The 15,106-nt window shown below is 69.7% G+C and carries 16 protein-coding genes; 10 read left to right on the forward strand and 6 right to left on the reverse strand.

The annotated features are described in order from the left end of the window. Window positions 1-2: 2 nt before the first annotated feature. On the forward strand, window positions 3-815 hold the full coding sequence (locus tag ACFT9I_RS20025) for a hypothetical protein (protein WP_382565951.1): 813 nt from the start codon (window positions 3-5) through the stop codon (window positions 813-815). Window positions 816-848: 33 nt separating this feature from the next. Here ACFT9I_RS20025 and ACFT9I_RS20030 read toward each other — a convergent pair whose 3' ends face one another. Further along, window positions 849-1,202 carry a DUF192 domain-containing protein gene (locus tag ACFT9I_RS20030; protein WP_382565953.1) on the reverse strand — a complete coding sequence of 118 codons (354 nt, stop codon included), beginning with the start codon at window positions 1,200-1,202 and terminating at the stop codon, window positions 849-851. Window positions 1,203-1,291: 89 nt separating this feature from the next. Between ACFT9I_RS20030 and ACFT9I_RS20035 the strand changes: the two genes are divergently transcribed. After that, on the forward strand, window positions 1,292-2,236 hold the full coding sequence (locus ACFT9I_RS20035; RefSeq protein ID WP_382565955.1) for a prepilin peptidase: 945 nt from the start codon (window positions 1,292-1,294) through the stop codon (window positions 2,234-2,236). A gap of 87 nt (window positions 2,237-2,323) precedes the next feature. Next, complete coding sequence (locus ACFT9I_RS20040; protein WP_382565956.1) at window positions 2,324-3,124, forward strand: class I SAM-dependent methyltransferase; 801 nt, start codon at window positions 2,324-2,326, stop codon at window positions 3,122-3,124. Window positions 3,125-3,150: 26 nt separating this feature from the next. Here ACFT9I_RS20040 and ACFT9I_RS20045 read toward each other — a convergent pair whose 3' ends face one another. Next, the gene (locus ACFT9I_RS20045) at window positions 3,151-4,365 is read right to left on the reverse strand and encodes a winged helix DNA-binding domain-containing protein (RefSeq protein WP_382565958.1); all 1,215 of its coding nucleotides are present in this window, start codon (window positions 4,363-4,365) and stop codon (window positions 3,151-3,153) included. Between the two features lie 140 nt (window positions 4,366-4,505). On the opposite strand from ACFT9I_RS20045, the gene ACFT9I_RS20050 reads away from it, so the two are divergent. Continuing rightward, the gene (locus tag ACFT9I_RS20050; protein WP_382565960.1) at window positions 4,506-4,895 is read left to right on the forward strand and encodes a winged helix-turn-helix transcriptional regulator; all 390 of its coding nucleotides are present in this window, start codon (window positions 4,506-4,508) and stop codon (window positions 4,893-4,895) included. Between the two features lie 389 nt (window positions 4,896-5,284). Here ACFT9I_RS20050 and mgrA read toward each other — a convergent pair whose 3' ends face one another. Beyond that, entirely contained in the window at window positions 5,285-6,322 is a 1,038-nt protein-coding gene (gene mgrA, locus ACFT9I_RS20055) for an L-glyceraldehyde 3-phosphate reductase (RefSeq protein ID WP_382565962.1), read from the reverse strand. 186 nt (window positions 6,323-6,508) lie between these two features. Here mgrA and ACFT9I_RS20060 point away from each other — a divergent pair, with 186 nt between their 5' ends. From ACFT9I_RS20060 to ACFT9I_RS20080, 5 genes are all read left to right on the forward strand, one after another. Further along, complete coding sequence (locus tag ACFT9I_RS20060) at window positions 6,509-7,273, forward strand: isoprenyl transferase (RefSeq protein WP_382565963.1); 765 nt, start codon at window positions 6,509-6,511, stop codon at window positions 7,271-7,273. A 489-nt stretch (window positions 7,274-7,762) separates the two neighbouring features. Beyond that, window positions 7,763-9,079: a PhoH family protein gene (locus ACFT9I_RS20065; RefSeq protein WP_356594770.1), complete on the forward strand. Its 1,317-nt coding sequence runs from the start codon at window positions 7,763-7,765 to the stop codon at window positions 9,077-9,079. Window positions 9,080-9,470: 391 nt separating this feature from the next. Continuing rightward, window positions 9,471-10,172 carry a transglycosylase SLT domain-containing protein gene (locus ACFT9I_RS20070; RefSeq protein ID WP_382565965.1) on the forward strand — a complete coding sequence of 234 codons (702 nt, stop codon included), beginning with the start codon at window positions 9,471-9,473 and terminating at the stop codon, window positions 10,170-10,172. 145 nt (window positions 10,173-10,317) lie between these two features. Next, window positions 10,318-11,715 carry an AI-2E family transporter gene (locus ACFT9I_RS20075; protein WP_382565967.1) on the forward strand — a complete coding sequence of 466 codons (1,398 nt, stop codon included), beginning with the start codon at window positions 10,318-10,320 and terminating at the stop codon, window positions 11,713-11,715. Then, window positions 11,712-12,548, forward strand: coding sequence for a hypothetical protein (locus tag ACFT9I_RS20080; protein ID WP_382565969.1), 837 nt, complete (start codon window positions 11,712-11,714; stop codon window positions 12,546-12,548). Before ACFT9I_RS20075 ends, ACFT9I_RS20080 begins: the two co-directional genes overlap by 4 nt. Window positions 12,549-12,581: 33 nt before the next feature. On the opposite strand, the gene ACFT9I_RS20085 is transcribed toward ACFT9I_RS20080, so the two are convergent. After that, window positions 12,582-13,127 carry a carboxymuconolactone decarboxylase family protein gene (locus ACFT9I_RS20085; protein WP_382565971.1) on the reverse strand — a complete coding sequence of 182 codons (546 nt, stop codon included), beginning with the start codon at window positions 13,125-13,127 and terminating at the stop codon, window positions 12,582-12,584. A gap of 162 nt (window positions 13,128-13,289) precedes the next feature. Between ACFT9I_RS20085 and ACFT9I_RS20090 the strand changes: the two genes are divergently transcribed. Continuing rightward, window positions 13,290-13,742: a hypothetical protein gene (locus ACFT9I_RS20090; protein WP_382565973.1), complete on the forward strand. Its 453-nt coding sequence runs from the start codon at window positions 13,290-13,292 to the stop codon at window positions 13,740-13,742. On the opposite strand, the gene ACFT9I_RS20095 is transcribed toward ACFT9I_RS20090, so the two are convergent. Then, window positions 13,739-14,056: a hypothetical protein gene (locus tag ACFT9I_RS20095; RefSeq protein WP_382565975.1), complete on the reverse strand. Its 318-nt coding sequence runs from the start codon at window positions 14,054-14,056 to the stop codon at window positions 13,739-13,741. The two genes, ACFT9I_RS20090 and ACFT9I_RS20095, sit on opposite strands and share 4 nt — an antisense overlap. Further along, the gene (locus tag ACFT9I_RS20100) at window positions 14,053-14,988 is read right to left on the reverse strand and encodes an SPFH domain-containing protein (RefSeq protein WP_382565976.1); all 936 of its coding nucleotides are present in this window, start codon (window positions 14,986-14,988) and stop codon (window positions 14,053-14,055) included. Before ACFT9I_RS20100 ends, ACFT9I_RS20095 begins: the two co-directional genes overlap by 4 nt. Between the last annotated feature and the right edge of the window lie 118 nt (window positions 14,989-15,106).

The following is a 15,106-nucleotide window of genomic DNA, read 5'->3' on the forward strand; positions in this document are numbered from 1 at the left end:
CCGTGGGTACGTCACGCCGGACCGGCACGGTCGCCGCCCTGGCCGCGCTCGTGCTGGGGCTCACCACCGCCTGTGGCGGCGGGGACAGCGGCGGCGACGACGCCGACAAGCCGAAGAAGCCGGACGCCGCCGCCAACGCCACCACGGAGGCGAAGGACCCGAAGGACCCGGGCCAGGTCTCGGAGCCGCCGGCCCTGGAGGAGCAGCCGAAGACGGTCGACCCGAAGGTGAAGGGCGTCGGTGCCGGTGACGGCAAGGAGTTGACCAAGGCCGAGCTGGACACGGCGGTACTGGCCACCGGCGACGTCTCGACGTTCAAGGTCGACCCGATGGACGGGCCGCCCGCGCAGGGCGAGACCGCCGACAAGCCCGAGTGCGCACCGCTCACCGCGATGATCAACGGCAAGCCCGAGCCCGAGCCATCGGCGGCGGTCTACCGTCAGCTCGTCGGCGCGAAGACCGGCAGGCCCGCCATCTCCGAATTCCTCACCACCCACGGGACACAGGGCGCCACCACCCTGCTCAGCCGGCTGAGCGACGCCGTCAAGGCCTGCGAGGGCGGCTTCAAGGGCAGCGGCGCGGGCAGCCCGTCCACGTACTCGGCCGTCAAGCGGATCGACACCCCCAAGGCGGGCGACGACACCCTCGCGTACGAGGTGACGGGCGACTTCGAGGGCGATCCGGTGCCGCTGGTGTTCCATGTCGTACGCGTGGGTGGCACGGTCGCGACCTTCTACACCGCGAACTTCGAGGGCGCCAAGACGCCGGAGATACCGTCGATCCTGCTCGCGACCCAGGCGGCCAAGCTCAAGTAACGGCGAAAAGAAGGCTGAAAGAGGGACGGGACCCTACGCGTCCACGCTCAGCCGCACACCCGGACGCACGCCCCACTTCTCCATCGCGCCCGCCTCGGCCTCCAGCACATGCCGCGCCCGCAGCCGGGGCAACGGCATCCGGCCGGGCTTCAGTGTGTGGACGTGGACGACCCTCAACTCCTTGTCCAGATACGCCACATCGATCGTGAAGCCCATCCGGAACGTGTGCACGCTGCTGCACGGCGTGATCAACAGCGCGCCGTCGAGCCCGGTCCGCCCGAGCAGGCCGCGCCGCCGCGTGTTGTACGAGGCCGCGATCTCCAGCTCCACGGGCTCGTCGCGGCCCTCGACCGTCAGAGTGCCCTTGCCGTTCTGCCATTTCCCCATGGCCGTAGACCATACGACCCCACCGCACAGCTCCCCGCCGCGGAGCCCCGATCTGGGCCCGGGGCCGTCGGATCTGGGCCCCAGGACCTATGACCCACGCCGTCGTCCCCTCTAAGGTCGACCATGTGTACGCCACGCTGATCGTTGTCGCCGTCCTCTGGGGCTCAGCCACCGGGCTGCTCCTGCCACGCGCCGCGTACCGGCTCTCCGTCGAGCCGGAGACCATGTACCGCGACAGCTGCGAGGCCGGGCACCCGATCACCGGGCCCGCCAAGGGCTGGCTCGGGAGGGCCGGTTGTGGGACCTGTGCGGCGGCGGGCGGCGTGGTGACGGCCGCCGGCCGGGCCACCGCGTCCCCGGGGCATGCGGAGGCCGGCGAGGCCGCGCTTCCCAGTACGGACCAGGCCCCGGCGAGTGACACCGACGCGTCGGACGACAGCGACACCGCAGACTCATCCGCCGCCGCCCCTCAGCCCGTCCTGCGCGGCGCGCGCTACGCCCCCTCCATCCAGGTCACCCTCATCACCGCCCTCGTCTGCGCCGCGCTCGCCGCCGCCACCGGGCCCCACCCCGAACTCGCCGTATGGCTGCTGCTCGCCCCCTTCGCCGTACTGCTCGCGCTCATCGACCGCAACGTGCACCGCCTCCCCGACCACCTGACCCTGCCGCTCGCGGTGGCCTCCGCCGTACTGCTCGGGATCGCCGCGCTCCTCCCGGACGCCGGCGGCTCCTGGCCGACCGCGCTCCTGGGCGGACTCGTGCTCGGCGCCTGCTACTTCGTGCTCTTCCTCATCAACCCGAACGGCATGGGCTTCGGCGACGTCAAGCTCGCGCTCTCGCTCGGTGTCGTGCTCGGCTGGTACGGCTGGCTGGTGCTGTTCGTCGGCGCGTTCGCCGGGTTCCTGCTCGGGTCGCTGTACGGGATCGGGCTGATGATCCTGCGCCGGGCGAACCGTAAGTCCGCGATCCCCTTCGGGCCCTTCATGATCGCCGGGGCGCTGCTCGGCGTGCTGCTCGGCGCTCTCGCCGTCTGACGGTCGGTTCCGCCAGGTCCAGGCGCTTCCGGCGATCCGCGTGAAATCCGTTCGCGGCCCGTACGGCGCCCCTGCGACCATCCCCTCATGTCCACCGAGCCGCGCCCCGACCCCCACCCGCACCCCCGCCCCCGCAGCTTCGACGACCTGATCGCCGAGGCCGACGCCGTCTCCGTAGAAGGCTGGGACTTCTCCTGGCTGGACGGGCGTGCGACGGAGGAGCGGCCCCCGTGGGGCTACACCCGTTCCATGGCCGAGCGGATGGGGCGCGCCACCGCCGCCCTTGACATCCAGACCGGGGGCGGCGAAGTCCTCGCCTCCGTACCGAAGCTGCCTCCGCTGACCGTGGCCACCGAGGCCTGGCCGCCGAACGTCGCCCGCGCCACCGCGCTCCTGCACCCGCTCGGTGTGGCCGTCGTGGGCGACCACGACGAACCGCCGCTGCCCTTCGCGGACGAGGCGTTCGATCTGGTCGTCAGCCGCCATCCGGTGAAGGCGTGGTGGACGGAGATCGCCCGCGTCCTGCGGCCCGGCGGCACCTACTTCTCCCAGGAGGTCGGCCCGGCCAGCGTCTTCGAACTGGTCGAGTACTTCCTGGGGCCGCTGCCGCCCGACAGCTACACCGCGCGCGACCCCGAACTGGCCGGGGCGGCGGCTCGGGCGGCGGGGCTCGACGTGGTGGATCTGCGGACGGCGTCGCTGCGCACCGAGTTCCACGACATCGGCGCCGTCGTCTACTTCCTGCGGAAGGTGATCTGGATGGTGCCCGGTTTCACGGTCGACGGGTACCGGGACCAACTCGCGTCCCTGCACCGCCGTATCGAGGCCGAGGGCCCCTTCGTGGCCACCACGACACGCTTCCTGATCGAGGCGGTCAAGCCCTCCTGAACGGCGGCCGTACGGACGTCCACGCCTTACGCGTGTGCGCCCACCGACACCGCCCCGACCGTCAGCCGAGGCGTGCCCTGAAGGATCTCGGCCGTCCGCTCCACCTGCTCCTCAAGTTCCGCGCGCCGCGCGGCCGTCAGTGTGCCTCCCAGCGGTTCCACCGTCATGTCGAGCCACTTCCCGGAGCGGCGCTGGTGCCACACCCCGGCGACGACCCCGTCGATCAGCAGCACGGGGAAGTTCCCGGCCTGCCCGCCCCCGAGCGCCCGCTCGTACGCCGCGCCCGGGAAGAGCCGTTCGCGGGGCTGGGAAGCGATGGTGAAGGCGTCGAAGTAGGGGAGGAGCCGTACACCTGGGGCCGGCCGCTCGGTCGGGAAGTCCGTGTCGCCCGCCACCACCCACGCCGGGCCGCCCTCGTAGCGGACCCTCTCGGTCCGCCCCTCCGTCGCGAGCGCGGCGAACAGCTCCTTGGCCCAATTCACCGGCATGGCGAGCCACTTGGCGAAGTGCTGCGGGGAGGCGGGGCCGTACGCGTACAGATAGCGCTCCACGAGCCCGGCCAGCGCCGCCCGGCCCGGCAGCGGGGTGAATCCCGGCAGCAGCCGGTGCGGGTTGGTGTACGTGACCTTCCGCCCCCGGTTGGGGCCGAAGCAGAGCGCGCCGCGGTGCGCCGCCGTGTGTGTCATCTGCCGCCACCGCGGCCACTTGGTCTGGAACGCGTCCATGACCAGGTCCCCGGCCCATGGCCCCGTGCGCGCCACGATCGCCTCGGTCAGCTCGTCGACGGTGAGATCGTCGTCGGCCAGCGCGTCGGCGATCGCGGCGACGACCTGGTCCGTCTCGGCAGCACTCATCCGTACGTCCGCGGGCATGGCGTCGCGCCCGGCGGGCAGCGCGGAGAGTGCGCCGGTCCACAGCGGCAGGTCGGCGGACGGCAGCAGATGTACGGTGCCGCGCGGCCCGAACGTCTTGACCAGACTGCCGTCCGTCCACAGCGCGGTCCGCACCGACTCGCGCGTGGCGCCGCCGTCCAGCCGCAGCGCAACCGAGAGTTCGGCCGCCGACAGGACCTGTGCGTGGGCGCCGACCATGGCGCGGGTGACGGCGGCTGGGCCGCCGCCCGAGGGCGTGGTGAGCCCCTGCCGGGCCAGCCGCCGGGCGTTGGCCGCGGCCCAGGTCACGCTCGCGGCCTCCGCCCCGGACTCGGCGCCGGCCCCGGACTCGGTGTTCTTCGTCGTCATACGGCCGACCCTAGGAGCCATTCAGGACAGGTCTCGTCCGCATGCGGAATTCAGAGGCTTCCTCCGGCCCTTCCCATACACCTCCCTGTGGCGGAGTACTGCCACAAAGGTAAGTATCGGTATCCGGCGAGGAGTTGGCAGTGACGCGACAGCCCGGCAGCTCGAACCCCTTCACCTGCGGTCTCGACGCGGCGGTCGCCGTCGTCGGCGGCAAGTGGAAGCCGATGATTCTGTGGGCGTTGGACGCCGAAGGCGTACTGCGCTTCGGCGAACTCCGGCGGCACATCGACGGGGTCAGCGAGAAGGTGCTCATCCAGCAACTGCGCGAGCTGGAGTCCGACTCCATCGTGAAGCGTGAGGTCTACCGGGAGGTGCCGCCGCGCGTCGAGTACTCCCTCACCGACCTGGGACAGGCCCTGAACGCGGCGCTGGTTCCGCTCGGCGAATGGGGCCACACCAACATGGACGTCATCATCGCGAACAAGGAGAGGACGGCGGAGAAGACGGCAGAGAAGGCCACCGCGGTCTGAACTCCCGAACCGCCGCACTCCCGAACCGCCGCACTCCCGAACCGACCGCCCCAACTCCCCGAACCGCCGCTACCGTCAAGCCGGCGCCCCTCCCGCCGCCCCCTCCCGAGTACTCCCAACGGGTGGCGACTTCTCGCCATTCAAAAGCCCTGGACAGCGCGCTCAGCCCCGCTGTCCAGGGACTTTTACGTGTCGGACGCAGCAATCCGGCAACTCCGGAGCGTAGCGATGGCCGTGCGTGGCACCCAGCACCACTTACGAAGGGTTATGGTGGAAACCCCCCCTCGGGCCGGTCCGTATCCCCCCCCCACGGACCGGCCCGTTTTTTATGTCCGCACGTCATTCGGTCCCGGACAGGCCCGCGTTCGGCCCCGCGTCCAGCCTCGTGCTCAGCCCCGCCCGGCCCAGATGTTGGTGCCCTCGGTGTCCACGGCGAAGGTGTCGATCTCCTTCAGCTCGTCGGCCGACAGCGCGGCCCCGGACAGCGCCGCGACGTTCTCCTCCAGCTGCTTCACGCTGGACGCGCCGATCAGCGCCGACGTCATCCGCTCGTCGCGCAGCACCCAGTTGATCGCCAGCTGCGCCAGCGACTGACCGCGCCGCCCCGCGATCTCGTTGAGCCCGTTCAGCCTCCGCACGACCTCGTCCGACAGCAGGTCCGGGTCCAGGGACTTGCCCTGCGTGGCCCGCGACCCCTCCGGAATCCCCTTGAGGTACTTGTTCGTGAGCAGGCCCTGCGCCAGCGGTACGAAGGAGATGCAGCCCATGCCGGCCGCCTCCAGCGTGTCGAGCAGACCGTCGTCCTCGATCCAGCGGTTGATCATCGAGTAGGAGGGCTGGTGGATGAGAGCGGGAACGCCCATCTCCTTCAACAGCCGCGCCGCCTCGGCGGTCTGCTCCGCGTTGTACGACGACACACCCACGTACAGCGCCTTGCCCGCCCGCACCGCGGACGCCAGCGCGCCCATCGTCTCCTCAAGGGGCGTGTGCGGGTCGAAGCGGTGCGAGTAGAAGATGTCGACGTAGTCGAGGCCCATCCGCTTCAGGGAGGCGTCCAGCGACGACGTCAGGTACTTACGGGATCCCCACTCCCCGTACGGACCCGGATGCATCAGATATCCGGCCTTGGTGGAAATGATCAGTTCATCCCGGTAAGCCGCGAAGTCCCGCGCGAAGATCTTGCCGAAATTCAGCTCGGCCGACCCGGCCGGGGGGCCGTAGTTGTTCGCCAGGTCGAAGTGTGTGACGCCCAGGTCGAAAGCGCGGCGCAGGATCGCGTACTGCGAGTCGAGGGTCCGGTCGTCACCGAAGTTGTGCCAGAGGCCGAGGGAGAGTGCGGGCAGCTTCAGGCCGCTGCGTCCGCTGCGCCGGTACTCCATGGAGTCGTACCGGTCGTCGGCTGCGAGGAAAGAGGAGGAATCAGTCACGAGTCCTTCCCTATCACGGACTTGTGACAGACCGGGTTGGGCCGTCGTGGCGCCCGCGCAGTAATGTGACGGCTTCGGGTGCCAGGGGTGGTCCCCCTTTTTCGCGGACCGCCCTCCCTGCGGTGACGGGCGGCCCCGCGGTCCGCCCGGCGGGCGGTCCCCATCAGAAATCGAGAGGTGGACTCAGTGAACTTGCGCGACCTGGTGTACGGGCTCTACGCACGCCGGGTGGAAAGGCGCCTCGATCACACCCAGGTGCTGCCCAAGCACATCGGCGTCGTCCTCGACGGGAACCGCCGCTGGGCCAAAGCCTCCGGCGGCACCACCGAACAGGGCCACAAGGCGGGTGCCAGCAAGATCCAGGAGCTGCTCGGCTGGTGCGACGAGACGAACGTCGAGGTGGTCACCCTGTGGCTGCTGTCCACGGACAACTTCGAGCGTCCCGACGAGGAGCTGATCCCGCTTCTCGGCATCATCGAGAACGCCGTGCGCGATCTCGCGGCCGACGGCCGCTGGCGCGTCCACCACGTCGGCACGATGGACCTGCTCCCCTCCCGTACGCAGACCGCCCTCAAGGAGGCCGAGCAGGCCACGGACGGCAACACCGGAATACTGGTGAATGTCGCCGTCGGCTACGGCGGCCGGCAGGAGATCGCCGACGCCGTCCGCTCCATGCTCCTGGACCACGCGAGCAAGGGCACCTCTTTCGAGGAGCTGGCCGAGGTCGTCGACACGGACCTGATCGCCTCGCACCTCTACACCCGTGGCCAGCCCGACCCCGACCTGGTGATCAGGACGAGCGGGGAGACGCGTCTGTCGGGCTTCATGCTCTGGCAGAGCGCCCATTCGGAGTACTACTTCTGCGAAGTCTTCTGGCCGGCTTTCCGCAAGGTCGACTTTCTGCGAGCCCTGCGCGACTACGCGGCGCGTCATCGCCGCTACGGCTCCTGAGCCCGTCCCCGTAAGCCTTCCGATACCCCTCCCCGGAATCCCCCCGACAGCCTCCGGACGCCACGCCTGACGTACGTCCGCGGCCGTCGAGCCGTCCCGTCATCCGAGGTTCGCACGCTGTCCGTCATATGCCGTGGCATGGCGGCGGGCGTTCGAGGGAATACCTCTCCCAGGTCGACGTCCGAGCAGAACCGTCAGAGATGACGGCGGGCGTCGAATCTCAGCGGTCGGCCCAGCCGTCCGCCCGGGAGGCCCTTTGCACCAGGACGATCGTACGGTGACGCGTACGGGCGCCGTGGAGGGCCGGTCCTCGGCCCATGCACTTGGGCCCGAGTCCGGTCCGCCGTCCGCCGCCAGGCCGCGTTGTGGAAGTAGCGCCGTCCGCCCCAAGGGCGGGCCCCGCGGGACTTCCGAAGCGCGGCCCGGGCGGGCGACCACAGCCCGTGACGCCGTCGCATCCCGACCTCGTCCGAGGGGGTACGTCCTTCCGTGGTGACCAGCACAAAGCGCCGCATGCCCGACAGGCGCACCTATGTTCTCGACACCAGCGTCCTGCTGGCCGATCCGAACGCCATGTCCCGCTTCGACGAGCACGAAGTCGTGCTGCCGATCGTGGTGATCACGGAGTTGGAGGCCAAGAGGCACCATCCGGAGCTCGGATACTTCGCCCGGCAGGCCCTGCGCCTGCTCGACGACTTCCGCATCCGGTACGGCCGCCTCGATGCCCCCATCCCCTTGGGCGACCTGGGCGGCACGCTGCGCGTCGAGCTCAACCACTCCGATCCCGGCGTCCTTCCCGCCGGCTTCCGATTGGGGGACAACGACTCGCGGATTCTCGCGGTGGCGCGCAATCTGCAGGCCGAGGGGTACGACGTCACCGTCGTCTCCAAGGATCTGCCGCTGCGCATCAAGGCATCGTCGGTCGGACTTCTCGCCGAGGAGTACCGCGCCGAGCTGGCCATCACCGATTCCGGCTGGACCGGTATGAGCGAGATGGCGCTCTCGGCCGAGCAGGTGGATCTCCTCTTCTCCGAGGAGACGCTGTACGTGCCGGAGCTGGCCGACCTGCCCGTGCACACCGGACTGGTCCTCCAGTCCGACCGCGGCAAGGCGCTCGGCCGCATCACGCCCGAGGGCAATGTGAAGCTCGTCCGCGGCGACCGGGAGGCCTTCGGGATCCACGGCCGCAGCGCCGAGCAGCGCATCGCGCTCGAACTGCTCCAGGACCCGGACATCGGCATCGTCTCGATGGGCGGGCGCGCGGGCACCGGCAAGTCGGCCCTGGCCCTCTGCGCGGGCCTGGAGGCGGTCCTGGAGCGCCGCCAGCACAAGAAGGTGATGGTCTTCCGGCCGCTGTACGCGGTGGGCGGGCAGGAGCTCGGCTATCTGCCGGGCACCGAGGCCGAGAAGATGAGCCCGTGGGCGCAGGCGGTCTTCGACACCCTGTCGGCCGTCGCCGGCCGTGAGGTGATCGAGGAGGTGCTGGGGCGCGGCATGCTCGAAGTGCTGCCCCTCACACACATCCGCGGACGTTCGCTGCACGACGCGTTCGTCATCGTGGACGAGGCCCAGTCGCTGGAGCGGAACGTTCTGCTGACCGTTCTCTCCCGTATCGGGGCCAACTCCCGTGTGGTGCTGACCCACGATGTGGCGCAGCGCGACAACTTGCGTGTGGGCAGGTACGACGGAGTGGTCGCCGTCGTCGAGAAGCTCAAGGGCCATCCGCTCTTCGCGCACGTCACCCTCAACCGCTCCGAGCGCTCGCCGATCGCGGCGCTCGTGACCGAAATGCTGGAGGAAGGTTAGTTCTCCGCCTGAATGCGGCAGTTGGCGCCGCCCGGTAAGGCCGCAAGAGCCTAGCCGGGCGGCGCCGTGCTGCGCCGCCATTTCCGTGAAACTGGTGTGGCAAACGGGGTGTGAGCTATCCCACGCAACGAAGAATTGCCTTGCGGTGCGGGCGTCCGGCAGAGTCTTGCTTCCGTCAGGCCCCGCATACGACACCCATGCATCTTCAGGGATGCGCACCACCACAACTCCACACTTGACGTCGTATGCCGCCCGCGCTTCATCCGGTGCTTCCGCCATGGGAGTTGCCGACGGGCCCGTGTCTCCCGTGACGTGCGGTACGGAGACCAGTGCCAGGGGCACGATTGCATCCGTGAGGTCACGTACACGGACGCTGCTGGAAGGAAACCGTGTGAGCCGGATCTCGGTCCGGGGATTCGCCGTGGCATCAGCTACAGCGGTCACCACCGTCGGCGCAGTCGTGGGAGTCGCTTCGGGCGCTCCTCAGGCCTCGGACGACAATTTCGAGGCGACCGCAGCTGACACGACGCTCCTCGCAGACATCCCCGCGGGTCAGCACGCCCAGGTCCAGACTGTGTCGTTGACGCAGCAGGCGGACGCGCAGGCCAATGCCGCCGACGTGGCAGCGAAGAAGTCAGCCGAGGAATCGGCTCGTATCCAGGCCGCCCAGGACGCCAAGGCGAAGAAGCAGGCGGCCGAGGACAAGGCCGAGGAGGCCCGCGAGGCCAAGAAGGAAGAAGAGGAACGCGCCAGCCGCTCGGCGACGCGTGACTCCTCCGACTTCTCGGTGCAGAGCTCGTACTCCGTCGGCGAAGTCCAGGCGATGGCCCGCCAGATGATCCCCGGCGACCAGTTCCAGTGCTTCAGCAACATCGTGGACCACGAGTCCACCTGGAACTACAAGGCGTCCAACCCCTCGTCGGGCGCCTACGGTCTGGTCCAGGCACTGCCGGGCTCCAAGATGGCATCGGCCGGCGCCGACTGGCAGACCAACCCGGCCACCCAGATCAAGTGGGGCCTGAACTACATGAACGACCGCTACGGCAGCCCCTGCGGTGCGTGGTCGTTCTGGCAGGCCAACAACTGGTACTAGAGCCACCCCGATCTTCCCCCTGGCGGCCGGTTTTCCAGGCCGTCGGCGCTCAACCTTGTGAAGCCCCTCCCCGTCCTACGGGAGGGGCTTTGCGCGTGTACCGTCAGGCAGTACGACACCGGGGCCGGGGAAGAAGGATCAAAGCATGTCGAAACTGCCGGGGTGGCTCGGCCGGGTCGGAGCCGAACTGACCCAGCTGGGCGAGCGGTTGGGGGAACGCCGGGCGGAGGCCACGGCGGACGACGTGCCGGGGAACGGGACCGTACGGGACAGTGTCCCGGCGCCGCCGGACTACGCGCCCAGCGTCGCGGCCAAGCCGGAGCCCGCGGCCGCGATTCCGTGGGGCATGCGGGTCGCCGCCGAGGCCGCCTGGCGGCTGCTCGTACTGGCGGGCATGCTCTGGGTGTTGATGAAGATCATCAGCGCCGTACAGCTCGTGGTGATGGCCTTCGTCGGCGCGATGCTCGTCACCGCGCTCCTTCAGCCCACGGTCGCCAGGCTCAAGAAGTGGGGCCTGCCGCGCGGACTCGCCACCGCGGTGACTGCTTTCGCCGGATTCGTCATCATGGGCCTCATCGGCTGGTTCGTGGTGTGGCAGGTCGTCGAGAACATCGATGTGCTCTCCGACCGGGTGACCGACGGCATCGAGGAGTTGAAGCGCTGGCTGCTCAACAGCCCCTTCCATGTGACCGAGCAGCAGATCAGCGACCTCGCGAAGAGCCTCAGCGACGCCATCGGCACCAACACCGAGGAGATCACCTCCGCCGGCATCCAGGGCGTGACCGTGGTGGTCGAGCTGCTGACGGGGATCCTGCTCGCCGTGTTCTCCACCCTCTTCCTGCTGTACGACGGGAAGCGGATCTGGCAGTGGTCGCTCAAGCTGGCGCCCGCGGCGGCGCGTCCGGGCCTCGCCGGGGCCGGACCGCGCGCCTGGCGCACGCTCACGGCGTATGTGCGCGGCACCCTGATAGTCGCGCTGATCGACGCGGTCTTCATCGGGCTCGGGCTCTATTTCCTCGATGTCCCCCTCGCGGTGCCGCTGGCCGTCTTCATCTTCCTCGGCGCGTTCATCCCGCTCGTCGGCGCGGTGATCTCGGGCGCGCTCGCCGTGGTCGTCTCGCTGGTCACCCAGGACGTGTTCACGGCGCTGATGGTGCTGATCGTCGTCCTCGCCGTCCAGCAGATCGAGGGCCACATCCTGCAGCCCTTCATCCTCGGGCGTGCGGTACGCGTGCATCCGCTGGCCGTCGTGCTCGCCGTCGCGACGGGCGGACTCGTCGCCGGTATCGGCGGAGCGGTCGTCGCGGTGCCGCTGGTCGCCGTCACGAACACCGTCGTCGGCTACCTCCGCGCGTACAGCCAGGAGCAGGCGATGCGCGGCGGCCCCGGGCCGCACGGCGCGACGGCGCTCGACATCGCTCCGACGCCCGCTCCGACGCCCGCCCCGGCGGCCACACCCGCGTCCCCGGCTCCCCCCACCACCGGTCCGGCCGCGCCGGGCTCGGACGTGCCACCGACCGAGCCCCGGAGCGGGCAGGAATGATCTCCGAACCGGAGCTGGAGGGTGAGATCTCGGCGCCGGTGCCGGGGCCGAGAGGCGCGGGGCGCCCGGGAGTCGCGGGAGCGGAGGCGGCTCCGGGACCGGCCGGTGAGGACGGGCCGGAGCACGAGCCGGAGACCATGGATGCCGACGGCCGGCCCCTGATACGGGGGGTACCGCTGCGGCAGCGCCCGTGGGTGTGGGGACTGACCGGTGTGCTGGTGACGTCGGCCGTGTGGGCGGGCGGTCTGTGGGCGTACAACAGGGCGGGACCGGACCTCCAGGGCTACCGGGTCAGCCGCAATCTGTGCCTGGACGCCGATCTGTCGGCGCTGACCGCCGCCATCGGCGGCAAGCGGGATCCGTTCGCGGCGACGGGCGAGGACAAGGCGCTCGACCAGGCCGTCTGCACGGTCAATCTCGTTCCGAAGCGGGCGCCGGGGGCCAAGGGGCACCCGGGGCCGACCGTACGGGCGTACGCCGAGATCACGTACACGCTGCACAAGAAGACCGATCCGGGGCCGCAGTTCGACGCGTCCCTGATCAACCCGGTCGACCAGGGGTCGGGGGAAGAGATCCTGAAGCTCGTCCCCGACGTGGGGGAGCGCGCGTATCTGGTGAGCCAGTCCAGCGGGGAGAACCCGGCGCTGGAGGTCCTCGACGGACAGGCGGTGCTCTCGCTCTCCGTCGGCCAGGTCGTCGACTACGACGACACGGACCCGCTGAGCCCGGACTACGACATCGACCAGCAGGAAGTCCTGCATCTGGGCGGGCTGGAACCGGCCATGGTCGAGGACATGCTGGCGTTGATGGACCAGCTCAAGAAGAAGGACTGACCCAGGCGAGAAGGACTGGGCGGGCGCCAGGACTCAGTCGTCGGCGAGACCGGCCATGACGGCCTCGGCGTCGAGCGTCGTGGCGAGGGCCTGGATCACGGCCGCGATCTTGATGCCCTCCTGGATCGTCTCGCGGTCCACCTCCAGCCTGCTGAGCGCGCGTTCGTGCGCGTCGAGGCAGAGCCCGCAGGCGTTGATCGCGGAGACCGCGAACGACCAGAACTCGAAGTCGGCCTTCGTGACGCCGGGATGACCGACGGCCGTCATCCGCAGACCCGTACGCAGCTCTCCGTACGCGGGGTCGGACAGCAGATGCCGGGTCCGGTGGAACACGTTGTTCACCGCCATGAGGGCGGCGGCCGACTTGGCCGTCGTGTACGCGTCGGGGGAGAGCCGGGCCCTGGCCTCGGGTGCCAGCTCACGCAGCACGCGCGCCGAGCGCGCGGCGATCGCGCAGACCAGCACCGTTCCCCACAGGCGCTGTTGGGAGAGTCCGCCGTGCTCGACGACCGCGTCGAGATTGCGGCGCAGGTCCCGGGCGTAGTCGGGAACGGCGGCCTTCAGCGCGTCGAGTGACATGGGGCTCTCCTACTGATCGAACGGACGTGGCCGTAGCGACATACGAGTACTCCACTTCACACCCAAGGGGATGAAAAGGGCGAATCGATCAGCGTATGGCGCTGTGCCAGATCATGGAGAAGTACAGCTCGATCTCCCGAAACTCCTGACAGGCTCTGTCCCATGATCGACGCTTCGAACGACCTCTATATACGCCTTGTGCTTCTGTTGAGCCTGGCCGGCGTCGTCGCGACGCCGTGGCTCGTCGTCCGCGGGGTGGTGCTGCTGCTCCGCACCGGCAACAGGCGGACCACGCACACCGTCGTCAAGGGTGCTGTCGCCCTGACCTGGGCCTGCGCGATCGGAATGTACACCTGGGGTGTGCTCCACCTCGTGCTGCTGGACGAGAGCAACCAAGCCCGGGCGTGTGAAGAGGCGTTGGGGCCGGAGCGGGCCGAACTCGTCGAGGGATACGAGTATCAATTCATGCCCTTGCGTTTCAAGTGCCGCGTCACCGGCGGGCAGACATTCCAGGCGGTCGTGCCCGGATATGTGAATCCGGCAACCGGGATCTTCGGAGTGTCTGCCGCCGCCTTGATGCTCGCCAACACGGCAAGATCCGAAAGAAAGCCCTAGGAGTCGTGGTCCTCTCGGGGTTCGTCGTCCGAGGTGTCGTGCGCGTCGTCCGGGCCCCGCCGGTCCAGGGGTGCGGGTTGCGCGGGTCGCGCGGGCTGTTCCGGCGGGTTCGGGGAGTTCGGCCCCTTCGGCGGTCTGCCCCTGCGCGGGATCGGCCTCGCGTTGCCCGGGAGCCGCCCCTGCTCCGCCAGGGCCCGGCGGAGCAGGAACTCGATCTGCGCGTTGGCGCTGCGCAGTTCGTCGGACGCCCACCGTGCCAGGGCGTCGTACACCGCCGGGTCCAGGCGCAGGAGAACCTGCTTCCGCTCCGTCACTGGTAGAGCGTGCCCGTGTTCACGACCGGCTGTGCGGCCCGGTCACCGCAGAGCACGACCAGGAGGTTGCTGACCATCGCGGCCTTCCGCTCGGAGTCCAGCTCGACGATGTCCTGTTCCTGGAGCCGGGCGAGGGCGGCCTCGACCATCCCGACGGCGCCGTCCACGATCAGTCGGCGCGCCGCCACGACCGCGCCGGCCTGCTGGCGCTGGAGCATCGCCGAGGCGATCTCCGGAGCGTACGCGAGGTGGGTGAAGCGAGACTCGATGATGTGCACACCGGCCGCCTCGACCCGGGCGTGCAGTTCGACGGCGAGCTTCTCGGTGATCTCCTCGGCGTTGCCGCGCAGCGAGAGGCCGTCCTCCTCGTGGGCGTCGTACGGATACTCGATCGCGATGTGCCGGACGGCGGCCTCGGTCTGGGTGGAGACGAACTCCAGGAAGTCGTCCACCTCGAAGAGCGCCTGCGCGGTGTCCTCGACCCGCCAGACGACGACCGCCGCCAGCTCGATCGGGTTGCCGTAGGCGTCGTTGACCTTGAGGACGGCGGTCTCGTGGTTCCGTACGCGGGTCGAGATCTTCGCGCGTGAGGTGAGCGGGTTCACCCAGCGCAGGCCGTCGATGCGGATGGTGCCGCGGTAGCGCCCGAACAGCTGGACGACGCGGGCCTCGCCCGGCGCCACCATGTTCAGCCCGCACATCGCGAAGAACGCGCCGATCGCGAGCAGGACGCCGATCACGATCAGCACGGCCTTCGCGCCGGTCGAGGAGAGGGCCGCGCCGGTCACGACGAGGGCGACCCCACCGATCAGGCCGATCAGCCCGAGCAGCAGCGCCAGGCCGCCGCCGATACTGCTCGCCTGGAATTCCCGGACCCGTGGGGCGGGCATCTCCGGCAGGTCGTCCACCACTGGAGTGCTGGTCTTGGGCATGGCTGGTCCCCGTTCCTCGTGCTGTCGCGCCTGTCGGCACAGCTAGCATTGTGATTACACATTAACGCGCTTCGCAACCCTCTGCGCCTTTCGTGAGTCGGTTCCTCTGAGACAGGTG

Origin of the sequence: Streptomyces sp. NPDC057137 (genome assembly GCF_042670825.1) — a bacterium.
Lineage (GTDB): Bacteria > Actinomycetota > Actinomycetes > Streptomycetales > Streptomycetaceae > Streptomyces.

Bases quoted from the DNA above. Each gene is read 5' to 3' on its own strand.
- ACFT9I_RS20075 (WP_382565967.1), top strand. From the start codon at position 10,318: ATGTCGAAACTGCCGGGGTGGCTCGGCCGGGTCGGAGCCGAACTGACC.
- ACFT9I_RS20035 (WP_382565955.1), top strand. From the start codon at position 1,292: ATGACCCACGCCGTCGTCCCCTCTAAGGTCGACCATGTGTACGCCACG.
- ACFT9I_RS20080 (WP_382565969.1), top strand. From the start codon at position 11,712: ATGATCTCCGAACCGGAGCTGGAGGGTGAGATCTCGGCGCCGGTGCCG.
- ACFT9I_RS20090 (WP_382565973.1), top strand. From the start codon at position 13,290: ATGATCGACGCTTCGAACGACCTCTATATACGCCTTGTGCTTCTGTTG.
- ACFT9I_RS20040 (WP_382565956.1), top strand. From the start codon at position 2,324: ATGTCCACCGAGCCGCGCCCCGACCCCCACCCGCACCCCCGCCCCCGC.
- ACFT9I_RS20045 (WP_382565958.1), bottom strand. From the start codon at position 4,365: ATGACGACGAAGAACACCGAGTCCGGGGCCGGCGCCGAGTCCGGGGCG.
- ACFT9I_RS20100 (WP_382565976.1), bottom strand. From the start codon at position 14,988: ATGCCCAAGACCAGCACTCCAGTGGTGGACGACCTGCCGGAGATGCCC.
- ACFT9I_RS20085 (WP_382565971.1), bottom strand. From the start codon at position 13,127: ATGTCACTCGACGCGCTGAAGGCCGCCGTTCCCGACTACGCCCGGGAC.
- ACFT9I_RS20030 (WP_382565953.1), bottom strand. From the start codon at position 1,202: ATGGGGAAATGGCAGAACGGCAAGGGCACTCTGACGGTCGAGGGCCGC.